This window comes from Actinokineospora inagensis DSM 44258 (assembly GCF_000482865.1).
In the GTDB taxonomy this organism is placed as follows: Bacteria; Actinomycetota; Actinomycetes; order Mycobacteriales; family Pseudonocardiaceae; genus Actinokineospora; species Actinokineospora inagensis.
In genome coordinates, this window is the sequence record NZ_AXWW01000039.1 from 73,362 (window position 1) to 84,449 (window position 11,088).

At 69.9% G+C, this 11,088-nt stretch carries 10 protein-coding genes; 7 read left to right on the forward strand and 3 right to left on the reverse strand.

The annotated features are described in order from the left end of the window. Positions 1 to 33: 33 nt before the first annotated feature. Positions 34 to 1,332 (reverse strand): ABC transporter substrate-binding protein, encoded by a 1,299-nt coding sequence (locus H504_RS0116840; protein WP_026423726.1) that lies wholly within the window; start codon positions 1,330 to 1,332, stop codon positions 34 to 36. Positions 1,333 to 1,594: 262 nt separating this feature from the next. Here H504_RS0116840 and H504_RS0116845 point away from each other — a divergent pair, with 262 nt between their 5' ends. Together H504_RS0116845 and H504_RS0116850 are read left to right on the forward strand one after the other, a co-directional pair. Then, positions 1,595 to 3,082 carry a hypothetical protein gene (locus H504_RS0116845; protein ID WP_026423727.1) on the forward strand — a complete coding sequence of 496 codons (1,488 nt, stop codon included), beginning with the start codon at positions 1,595 to 1,597 and terminating at the stop codon, positions 3,080 to 3,082. Positions 3,083 to 3,116: 34 nt separating this feature from the next. Further along, positions 3,117 to 3,506, forward strand: a complete 390-nt coding sequence (locus H504_RS0116850; protein ID WP_026423728.1) for a YchJ family protein — start codon at positions 3,117 to 3,119, stop codon at positions 3,504 to 3,506. On the opposite strand, the gene H504_RS0116855 is transcribed toward H504_RS0116850, so the two are convergent. After that, complete coding sequence (locus tag H504_RS0116855; RefSeq protein ID WP_026423729.1) at positions 3,499 to 4,074, reverse strand: MerR family transcriptional regulator; 576 nt, start codon at positions 4,072 to 4,074, stop codon at positions 3,499 to 3,501. The two genes, H504_RS0116850 and H504_RS0116855, sit on opposite strands and share 8 nt — an antisense overlap. 133 nt (positions 4,075 to 4,207) lie before the next feature. On the opposite strand from H504_RS0116855, the gene H504_RS0116860 reads away from it, so the two are divergent. Both H504_RS0116860 and H504_RS44050 read left to right on the forward strand, forming a co-directional pair. Continuing rightward, positions 4,208 to 6,031, forward strand: coding sequence for a toll/interleukin-1 receptor domain-containing protein (locus tag H504_RS0116860; RefSeq protein WP_169735410.1), 1,824 nt, complete (start codon positions 4,208 to 4,210; stop codon positions 6,029 to 6,031). Positions 6,032 to 6,085: 54 nt separating this feature from the next. Then, complete coding sequence (locus H504_RS44050) at positions 6,086 to 6,355, forward strand: transposase (RefSeq protein WP_169735411.1); 270 nt, start codon at positions 6,086 to 6,088, stop codon at positions 6,353 to 6,355. Here the strand turns inward: H504_RS44050 and H504_RS0116870 are convergent. Continuing rightward, positions 6,309 to 7,247 carry a hypothetical protein gene (locus tag H504_RS0116870; RefSeq protein WP_026423731.1) on the reverse strand — a complete coding sequence of 313 codons (939 nt, stop codon included), beginning with the start codon at positions 7,245 to 7,247 and terminating at the stop codon, positions 6,309 to 6,311. The genes H504_RS44050 and H504_RS0116870 overlap by 47 nt on opposite strands. 323 nt (positions 7,248 to 7,570) lie before the next feature. Here H504_RS0116870 and H504_RS0116875 point away from each other — a divergent pair, with 323 nt between their 5' ends. From H504_RS0116875 to H504_RS35535, 3 genes are all read left to right on the forward strand, one after another. Continuing rightward, the gene (locus H504_RS0116875; protein WP_026423732.1) at positions 7,571 to 9,733 is read left to right on the forward strand and encodes an XRE family transcriptional regulator; all 2,163 of its coding nucleotides are present in this window, start codon (positions 7,571 to 7,573) and stop codon (positions 9,731 to 9,733) included. A 3-nt stretch (positions 9,734 to 9,736) separates the two neighbouring features. After that, the gene (locus H504_RS38760) at positions 9,737 to 10,339 is read left to right on the forward strand and encodes an SEFIR domain-containing protein (RefSeq protein WP_026423733.1); all 603 of its coding nucleotides are present in this window, start codon (positions 9,737 to 9,739) and stop codon (positions 10,337 to 10,339) included. A 571-nt stretch (positions 10,340 to 10,910) separates the two neighbouring features. Then, positions 10,911 to 11,088 (forward strand): transposase (locus tag H504_RS35535; protein WP_035304633.1); only part of this gene is annotated, 178 nt, incomplete at its 3' end.

An 11,088-nucleotide genomic window follows, 5' to 3' on the forward strand; every position in this document is an offset into this window, starting at 1 on the left:
TCGTTCCCGACTTGGCAGGTCGACGTCGTTGGTTCACCTGGCCACCTTCTTGGCGCCGTTGACCAGTTGTCGCCATCCCTCGGCGGGGGAGGCGCCCTCTTCGACGGCGCGCAGGGCCGGGGTCGCGACGTTCTCCTGGATCCGGCCGTCGCCCGGACCCTTGTACTGCGGTGCCGACACTTTCCGCGCCTGTGCGGCGAACAGCCGCCCGATCGGCGCGTTGCCGAAGTACGGGTCCAGCGTGCCCAACAGCTGTGGTGAGGTCAACGCCTCGACCTGGCTGGGGAAGTTGCCGGTCGCCGCGAAGGCCTTGATCTGTTGCTCCGGCGCGGTCAGCCAGGCCGCCAGGGCCGCCGCTTCGCGCGGGTGCCTGCTCTGCCTGGGCACCGTCAGGTACGAGCCGCCCCAGTTGCCACCGCCGCCCGGGAAGGCGTCGGTGACCGCCCAGCGGCCCGCGTTGTCCGGTCCCGCCTGCGCCTTGATCACGCCCAGCATCCACGACGGGCACGTCTTCGTGGCGAAGGCACCGGCCAGGAACCCGGCGTCCCATTCGGCGGAGAACGCGGTCAGACCGGCGGACTGGCCCCGTTCACCCGCCGCGGTGACCGCGTCCCAGTTCCGCCGGATGCCCGGATTGGTCTCCACCACCAGGTTGTCCTCGGTGTCGAAGTAGCCGGTGGCCAACTGGTTGTTCATCGCGTCGAAGATCTGCGCGTCGGAGTCGAACCAGGCCTTGCCGGTGCGCGCGCGGTATGTGTCGCCCGCCGCGAAGTAGCTGTCCCAGTTGGCGAACAGCGGCTTGACGGCATCGGGGGTGCTCGGCAACCCGGCCGCGGCCAACAGGTCCGCGCGGTAGCACATGGCCAGCGGCCCGCTGTCGGTGCCGTAGCCGATGAGCGCGCCGTCCTTGGCCTTGGCGGCGGCGTACTTCCAGTCCAGCCAGCGGTCCCCGGTGACCTCGCGCGGCCCGATCGCGGCCAGGTCGTAGAACAACCGGGACTTGGCCAGCGCGTCGGCCAGGTGCCCCTCCTCGACCGCGACGACGTCGGCGAGCCCGGATCCCGCGCCGAGGCGGGTGAACAACTGTTGGTGGTAGGGGCCGCCCTGGCCGGTCTTCTGGTGCCGGATCTTGATCCCGGGGTGCGTGTCCTGGTACTGGATGAGCAGGTCCTCGTACCCGAACTCGCCGAAGGTGGCGATGCTCAGCTCGAGCGACCCGGGTGCGCCGGGGGTGGTCGACCCGGTTCCGCACCCGGTCAGCGCGGTGGCGAGGACGGCAGTGATGACGGCGGTGGTGACGGCGGTGACGAGGGCGCTGGCCCTCCACGGCAGATGGCGCACGGGACCCCTCAGGCTGAGTCGGGGGTTGGGAGCGCTCCCATCAGGAGCCAAGCTCAAGTGTGTCCCGCATTACACTCAAGTGTCAAGATCCCGCAGGTGTTCGGGTTTCCGGCCCGGAATTGTTGGGAACGCTCCCGAGTCCGTCCGGGTGGTGCTCTAGACCAGTCGTTTACAGTTGGGCCCCAAGGAGTTGCTCCGAGTTCACCCCGGCACCCACCATGGGCCTGAGTCCGCGCGGCGATAGGGGGCCTAGGTGGACCGGATTCGAGAGCGCACCGCCTTCCAGATGGCGCAACGGCGGGTGCCGGACCTCTTCCGCGGCACCGGGACACCGCGCACGGTGATCGTGGTGCCCAGCCTCAGCATGGACGGCGCGGGCCTGCGCAAGATCCCCGGCGTCAACCACTACGAGGAGCGTTTGCTGTTCCTGCTGCAACTGCTGCGCGACCCCGGCACGAAGCTGGTGTACGTCACCAGCGAGCCGGTCGCGCCGGAGATCCTGGAGTACGCGCTGGATCTCGTGCCGTCGCTGCCGCGTGCGCACGCGCGTTCGCGGTTGACGATGCTCGACTGCGGCACCGGCGAGCCGATTCCGTTGACCGCCAAGGTGTTGCGCCGCCCCGACCTGCTCGCGCGGCTGCGCGCGTTGGCGGGCGACGACGCCGTGTTGGTCACCTTCACCAGTTCCGGCCTTGAGCAGACCCTCGCGGTCCGGCTTGGGGTGCCGTTGTACGCGCCGGACCCGGATTTCGCCGAGCTGGGCTCGAAATCCGGCGCGCGGCGGCTTTTCCTGGAGGCCGGTGTGCCGGTGGCGCCCGGGGTCGAGGGGCTGCGCGATCTCGACGACGTGGTGTCGGCGTTGGCGGCGTTGCGGGCCAGGGTGCCCGGTATGCCCAACGCGATCATCAAGCTGAACGACAGCTTCGGCGCGGGTGGCAACGTGCTGTTCTCGTTCGCGGGCGCGCCGGTCACCGGCCTGGAACCCTGGCTGCGTCGGGAGTTGCCGCGCCGCGCCGTGTTCGCCGCGCCGCCGGACGACTGGGACAACTACCTCGGCAAGGTCACGGCGATGGGAGCGGTGGTCGAGCAACTGGTCGACGGAGACGAGGTGGCGTCGCCGTCGGTCCAGGTGATCATGGGAGCGGCGGGCGACGTCGGCGTGTTGAGCACGCACGACCAGGTGCTGGACGGCCAGATCTTCGCCGGGTGCGCGTTCCCGGCGCGCGCGGTGTACCGGTTGGAAATCCAGGAACTCGCCCTGCGCGCCGCCGCGGTGCTCGCCGCCAAATCGATCGTGGGGATCGCGAGCGTGGACTTCATTTCCGTGCGCACGGGACACCAGTGGACCCACTACGCGTTGGAACTGAACTTGCGCATGGGTGGCGGAACGGCGCCGTATTTCTTGTTGCACGGATTGGTCGAGGGCAACTACGACCCGTTGACCGGGCGCTACCTGACACCGGAAGGAGCGCCACGGGCCTATTTCGCGACCGACCGGTTGTACCGCGGCGAATACCGTGCACTGTCCCCTTCGGACGTTGTGGATACGTTGGTGCGGGAGCGGTTGCACTTCCGCACCGGAACCCGCACCGGCGCGGTCGCGTACATGCTCGGCGGACTGGAGATCGGGCGGTTCGGGATCGTGGTGGTGGAGCGCGACCCGGACACGGCGGAACGGCGGTACCACGATTTCGTCCGCGCCGTCGACCTGCGGGTCGGGCGGGTGGCGCAGACCGGGTGACGCCGTGGACCACGCGGCGGCCATACTTGGTGCCATGGCGGGTGTTGTGGCGGAGAAGTGCCCTTGTGGGACCGGGTTGGACTACGCGGAGTGCTGCGGTCGCGCGCACGCCGGTGCGGCCGTGGGAACGGCCGAGGCGTTGATGCGGTCGCGGTACAGCGCGTTCGCCAAGGGCGACGCCGAGTACGTCAACCGCACCTGGCACCCCGACACCCGGCCCGCGGACCTCGACCTGGAACCCGGGCAGGTGTGGACGGGGCTGGAGATCGTGTCCACAGTGGGCGGTGGCCCGTTGCACGCCAAGGGAACCGTCGAGTTCAAGGCGCACTTCCGCCACCACGGCCGAACCGGTGTCCTGCACGAGACGAGCCGGTTCGTCCGCGCCGGCGGCAAGTGGGTCTACCTCGACGGGAAGATCAGCTAGGCGGCATCATCTCCCGGCGCCGTTGCCGCATCTCGTCCAGTTCAGCGGGGGACAGCGCCGCCACCGCGTCGCGGCGGCGCTGGTTCATCTGCTCGATCTGCTCGGGGGTGAGCTGGGCCATCATCGCCTGGCGTTCGGCGGTGAGCTTGGCGACCTGCTCGGGGGTCAGCGGCTGGTTCATGGTGACGGTCTCCTCGATGAGTGCGACGAACTCGGCTGTGGACGGTTCGGTGAGCTCCCGCAGACCCGCGCGGACGTGCAGCAGGCGGTGCCGCAACCGCCGCGCCGCCCGCACCCGCTCCTCGGCGACGGCGAGCTGGCGCTCCACCAGCTCCGGGAGCCCCACCGGGTCGTCCAGCGCGGCCTGGACCTCGGCGAGACCCAGGCCGAACCCGCGCAGGGCGACGATGTGGTGCAACCTGCGCACGTCGTCGCCGGTGTAGGCGCGGTGACCACCCGAGGTGCGGGTGGACGGGACGAGCAGCCCCAGTTGGTCGTAGTGGTGCAGGGCGCGCACCGTCACCCCGGTTGCCCGAGCCAGGTCGCCCACTCGCCAGAACTGTGCCACGGCTTCGACGGTAGAACCTCCCGCCGCGTCGGGTTCAAGTCCGGTCCGGGGAATTTCGGCCGGCGTCAGATTGTCATGTCATTGTCCGGTGTTCACCGATCCGTTCACGGGGCCGGTGGGACATGGTTGCCGAGTGACAAAGCGGGTGTACCTCAGCTCTGCGCCGGACGACCGGGCCGCTGCCGACGAGGTCGAGGCGGTGGTGCGGGCCTGCGGTTTCCCGGTGACCCGTGGGCGGGACCTGACCCCGTTCGGCGGGGTGACGGACCCGCAGCGCCAGGCCGTCGACGAGGCCACCGTGTTCCTTGCGGTCGCCACGCCCGGTTACCTGGAGCCGCACGTCTGCCAATGGGAGTTCACCCGGGCGGTGCTCGCCGCCCAGCGACTCGGTGACCCCGGCCGGCGGATCATCGCGGTGGGTTCCGAGCCGACCGGGGTGGCCACGGCGGTGTCCCTCGACCAGGCGGCGGAGGCGGTGGCCGCTGGGTGCGCGGAGCCGCTGGGCGGGGCGGCGGTGGAATCCCTGTGTCGGCCGAGGCGGTTTGTGGGCCGCTATTCCGAGCTGTGGCGGGTGCACACTTCACCGTCCCCGACGGCCGTCGTGGGGTCGCCGGGGAGCGGGAAGTCGGCGCTCGCTGAGCAGTACGGGGTGCTGTTCCGCACCGCGTACCCGGGCGGCGTCGAGTCGATCAGCCTGGCAGGCGCGGACCTGCTCGCCTGGTACGCCGCCGACCTGCGGGCGATCGCGCGGCGCCGGTTCGGCGTCGACCTCGCCGACCTGGGGTTCGACGACGCCCGGGACACCGTCGCCGACCTCTGCACGGCGGCCGGGCAGGACGTGTGCTGGATCTTGGACGGCGTGCCACCCGGTTTCCCGGCCGAGCGGCTCGTGCTGCCGTCTCCCCGGGTGCGGACACTGCTCACGACCACGTCGTCTTCGGGTTTCGCCCAGGTCGGCCTGGCCGAGCGGTGTGTCGAGCCGGTCGAGCCGAACCCGGTGCTGGCCTTCGCCGCCGCCCTGGACTCGATTCCGTTCCCGGGTGACCTCTTGGCCGAGGGAGCCGCGTCCCCGCTCGGCTCCCGCGCGCCGATGGTGGTCGCCGAGGTGCTTGACGGGGGCGTCTTGCACCCCGTGGACCAGACCGACTCCGCCGGTCGGCAGTTGTGGCGGTTGCACCCCGGCGCGGCCGCTGAAATCCGCCGAACAGCAGGAGCAGCCGCTGAGCGTGCCGCCGTAGTACTGGGGCGCGCCGTGGCCGATCCGTCGGTAGACCTGACTGTCCTCCGGCACGCCGTGCACGTGGCGAAGTCCGTCCCCGCGCGCACCGGCGAACCCCTCTTGCGCGTAGTGGCCGAACGGCTTGAGGAGCGCGGTGACACCGCCGCCGCTTATACCGTCCGGTCAAGCCTGGGGGACAACCTCGCGGCGGCCCGGTTGGCTCTCGCCGCCGGTGACGCGACCGCCGTGCTCCAGCACGCCGCGCTACTCAACGGCGACAGCGTCACCGAGCACCGCGCCAGGTATCTGACCGCAGCAGCACACGACCTGGCCAACACCTCTTGCCCTGTCTTCGACGAGTGGGAGGTAGAGCCCGTGTGGGCCACCGAGTCCGAACGGTTCAGCATGGCCCTGACCAGGGTGCGGGCACTACGTCGCCGTGGGCACTACCGGCCCGCGCGCGAACTCGTCGAAGAACTCATCCCCAGGATCGAGCGCACTTCACCCACACCGTCCCACAAAGGTGAGTGGCCGGTCGCCGCTATCGAGCACGCACACCTGTTGTCGCTAACCGGCTATGTTGACGCTGCCTGCGCACAAGCGTCGGAAGTCCTATCCGTGTTCGAGACCGCCCGCCTTTCCCGACACCGATTGGCGCAAGAGGCCCGACGAATTCTGGCGACCCACGACCCCGACGTGCAGCCCAAGCGGTGGTCGTTCAGAGGAATATTCCACTAGGCCCGGGTATCCGACCACAACGACCACCACACCCTGCGCCCGCTCGTCCAAGCGGTGCCCCGGATACGCCAACCCAGCCGCACGCGCCGGTCACGACCGGACAAAGTCCACGCCGACAAAGCCCACGACGTACGCGAACACCGCTGGGTCGTCGAACGCACCCACACCTGGCTCACCAACGGTTACCGCCGACTCACCGGCCGCTGGGAACGTCTCGCCCGCAACCACCTCGCCCGCACCACCCTCATCTGCTTCAAGAACCCCCATGCGACGTGCTCTAAGCCCAGCCGATGCCGTAGGACAACGCGGGCCGCAGGTTGGTGAACTCGGCTCGCACCTCGCCGGTGCTGTCAACCAGCAGGTCGGGCCGTTCCGCGACCGGGTCGGCGACCTCCCGGGACAGCACCCCGTCGATCCGCCACGCCCGCGGCGGCCGGTGGCCCGGCTCGAACCGAACGTTGACGGTGAACAGGTCGCACGCGAACTGCGGTGTGCAGCAGCAGTACGGCGCCATCACCGGCGCCCGCACCCGGAAGAAGAAGTCGTGCTCGTCGCCCACGCCGAGCGGGCGCGGTGGGCGCAACCGGAACGCCACCCGGTCGGCGGACACCATCCGCGGCGCGAGCACGGCACCACCGGCGATCTCGTCGATCCCCAGCGCAGCCAGGTCCACCGGCCCGTCGCCGGGCGCGGACCGGCCGACCGAGACGGCGTGCTCGACGTCCACCAGGTTGGGGCGGTGGCTGACAATCCGCCGCGTCTCGAACATCTCGACGTGGTCGCCGCGTAGGGCCACCTGCACCGCCAGCCGCTTGGTGTGCCAGGGAACCCCGGCGTCGATGACGGGGACCTCGGCCGCGTACGCGAGTTCCGCGACGAGGCGCACCACCTGGTTGGCCCGGCGTTGGATGGTCCGCACGTCCCGTTCGGCGACCCGGCCGTACCCGGCGAGCCGGTTCAGGTAGCCGCTGTTGCCGGGGTTGTCCAGACCGAACACCACCCCGGCCAGCTCCCGCCAGCCCGGCGCCAACCGGCCGACCAGGTCCCGCACCGTCGCGATCACCCGGTCCCGCACGACCCCCGGCGGGTCGCCCGCCCGCACCCCCGACAGCTCCCGCAGGACCGGACCGGCCGCTCGCGGCAGCGCGACCTGGTGCACGCCAAGCCCCTTGCGCAGCGACCGCAGTTCCCGGTCGAGCAGATCCTCGTTGTCCACACTCATCCCTTCGCCCGACACCGGCCCCGATCCTATTTTCGCCCCGCCCCGAGTGGACCTGCCAGGGTGTTTCCGGAATTTTCCGACATCGGAAAAACCAGGAAACGGGCAACAGTGGCGCCGGACGGCCGGAGCGCCGCACGATGGCTCCGGTCGGGATTACCGACCACACCACACGAATGAAGGGGCCACATCGTGCACACCCATCTTCTGGCTATTGTGCTGCGCACCTTCGGTCTGCTCGGATGACCGGGTCCACCCGCGAGCAGCCGGACGCCGCCCGCGGGTGGGTCGCCCCGGCCGAGCGCGAAGAACCTGGAGCCATGACCGAATTCGGAGCCGAACTCCGCCGCCGCCGCGAAGCGGCCGGTCTCACACTGGAGGTTGTCGGCCTGCGGGCCAGCATCAGCATCGGGTACCTCAGTCGCATCGAGCGCGGGATGGTCGCGGTCAAACCGGAGATCGGCGCCGCGTGCGACCGGGCCGTGGACGCGGGCGGAGACCTGCTCGCGTTGCTCGACGGCCGCCCCGGGTTGCTTCGCGGCCTCCCGCCGGTCACCCGGCACTTCCTGGGTCGTGACGACGCCCTGGACCGGTTGTCGTCCGTGCTGCTCGGCGACGAGGTCCGGATCGGGGTCGTGCACGGCCTCCCCGGGGTCGGCAAGACGACGGTCGCGGTCACCGCCGCGCGGCGGGCCGAGAAGCGGTTCCCGGACGGCACCCTGTACCTCGACCTGCGCGGACACACCCCCGGCACGGACCCGATGACGCCCCGCGCCGCGCTGCACTCCCTGCTGGGCATGCTCGCCGACCCGGCCGAGCGGGTCCCGTGGGACGTCGACGGGTGCGCGAACCTGCTACAGGACCTGGTTCGTGGCAAGGCGATCCTGTTCGTGTTCGACAACGTGGCGAGCGCGGCGCAGATCCGGTCGCTGCTGCCCGCCGAGCCGCGCTGCCGGGTGCTGGTCACCAGCCGGGGCAGGCTGCCCGCCCTCGACGAGGCCTGGCACCAGCCGCTGGGCATGCTCGACCTGGCCGACGCGGTCGCGTTGTTCCGTTCGGTGGCGGGCGATCGGGGGCCGACCGGCTCCGAGGTCGAGGACATCGTGGAGCTGTGCGGGCGGCTTCCGCTGGCCGTCCGGATCGCGGCCGCGCGGTTCGTGGTCGGTGGCGCCCCTCGGTTGCGGGAGCGGCTGATCGATGAACGAACCCGGTTGACGACCCTCGACGACGGCGAACGCGGGGTCGCGGCGGCGTTCGCATTGTCCTATGCGGCACTGACAGACCCGGAACGGTCGGTGTTCGGGCTGCTGGCGGTACACCCCGGTCCGGTCGTGGAGTTCGACGCGGTCGAGGCGATGGCGGCGCTGCCGGTCGGCGAGGCGGAGGTTCTGCTGGAACGGTTGCACGACGCCGGTCTGATCGACATCGGAGTGGACGGCACCGTCGCCGTGCACGACCTGGTGCGCGCCTTCGCCGTTCGCCACGCGATGCCCACCGGGGACGAGCGGGATGCCGCCGTCGCGCGGTTGGTTGATTACGCGCTCGCCCGCGTGTTCGCGGCGGACGAGTTGATGGAACCCGCTCGCTACCGTCCCGAGGTGGACTGCGTCGCGAAAGTGAGCTTCGACGACGACGTGGCGGCGTTGACGTGGCTGCGGGCGCACTGGCCGACGCTGGCGCGAGTCGTGGATCTCGCCGCCCGACACGGCTTATACCGGCACTGCTGGCAATCGGCGTACATCATGCGGGCGTTCTTCTTCCGCGACAAGCTCTACGAGCCCTGGCGGCGCACCCACCTCAGAGCGTTGGAAGCCGCGCAAACACTCGACGACCTGTCCGCGACGGCGATGATCCTGCACAACCTGGGCATGGCCTGCATCGACGCGGGCGAAATAGCGGAGGCGATCGACTACCACTGCCGCGCCCTGCACGCCTTCACAACGGCGGGGGATGAACGCGGCCGCGTCGACGCGATGTCGAGTCTTGCCTGGGCCCGGCTGTACAAGCAATCCCAGCACGAAATGAGCGCGGCGGTGCTGGACCTGAACTCCGCGCTCGCCGCCTACCGGGCCGCCGGCCGCACGCGGAATGTCGCCATCACGTTGCGCGGCATCGCTCTGGCACTCACCGGGCTGGGCAAGCACGCCGAGGCACTTGTCGCGGCCGAAGAGGCGCGGGCGCAGCCGGATCAGCAGCCGGTCGACCAGTTGATGGCACTCAACATGATCGCCTGGGTTCGGTTCAACTCAGGCGAACTCGACCTGGCCGCCCACCACTACACCCAGGCCGCGGCACTGGCCGAACTCGCGGCCAGCCGGTACGAACTGGCGCGCGCGTGCACCGGCCTGGGCAACATCGCCGCCAGCCGATCCGACCACGCCGCCGCGCGAGCACACTGGGAGCGGGCGGACCGACAAGACGACAGATTGGTGCCCGCTGTCCTCAACGAGGCCCGCGTGCGCCGCGAATTGAGCGGAGTTTGACCGATGCCGAGGGTCTTCCTGTCCTACACCCATGACAGCCCGGAACACCGCGACGAAGTCCGGTACTTCGCCGAGCGCCTGGTGGAGTCCGGTGTGGACGTCTGCCTGGACCAGTGGCACCTCGGCGGGCGGCAGGACTGGTACGTGTGGGCTCTCGCCGAGATCCCGGCCGCGGATTTCGTGCTGGTGGTCGGTTCGCCGCGGTACCGGATCGCGGGGGATGGGCAGGCCGCTGCTGAGGACAATCGGGGGCTGCAGGCGGAGGCGGCGATTCTGCGGGATCTGTTGCAGCACGATCGGGGGGTGTGGACGGGGAAGATCCTGCCGGTGCTGTTGCCGGGGCATGAGCCGGACGAGATTCCGCTGTTCTTGCAGCCGTTGGGGGCTGATCACTATCGGGTGGGGTATGACGCGGAGGGGATGGAGGATTTGCTGCGGGTGCTGCTGGGGCAGCCGCCGTATATTCGGCCGGAGCTGGGTCGGCGGCCGGTTCTGCCCGCGCGGTCCACGCCTCGGGTGGGGGAGCGGGGGCGGGTGTACAACTCGATCAGGGGGACGGTGAACGGGACGGTGATTCAGGCGGGGGGAGATGTGCATTTGGGGTGACACTGGGCCTCGGCTGCGCCTCGGGGTTCGGCCTGGTCGCCTTCGGCGACGCCGGCCTCGGGCGCCGGATTTTGCGGGCTGTGCCCGCTGGGGTGAAGTTGTTTTGTTTGGGGCCCCTAGCGGTGGCCTGGGTAAGGCTAAAAGGCGGGGCCACTGGAAAGACGTGGCCTTACCCGCTGGCTGGCTTAGGCCACCGCTTCCCCCAAACAAAACAACTTCACCCCAGCGGGCGGTTGGGATCGGCGGGTTTCGAGGCGCGGTGGTTGGGGGTGGCGCTTTGTCGATGTGGAGGATCTTGGCCGGGGTGCTCGGAGCGCGCCGTTGGGTATGTGAAAACCTGGCGCATTTTCGTGCGGACTGCTGGTCCTGGTGCTAGAGGGACTGCTTGTCGCCTTCGGCGACGCCGCTGGATTGCGCCAGATAAAGCGGTGGTGCCCGTTGTGGTGAAGTTGTTTTGTTTGGGGCCCCTGGCGGTGGCCTGGGTAAGGCTAAAAGGCGGGGCCACTGGAAAGCGTGGCCTTACCCGCCAGCCAGCTTAGACCCTGTCTCGTGTGGTTGGTCTTGGTGTGGGATGATCCACTTTGTGGATGAGTTGTCGTTGCGGTTGGTGCCGGATGAGTTGTGGGCGTTGGTGGAGCCGTTGATCCCGGGTTTTGTGTCTCGTCCGCAGGGTGGTGGGACGGCGCCGTTGGATGATCGGGCGGTGTTCACCGCGATCGTGTTCGTGGTGACCAGTGGGTGTGCGTGGC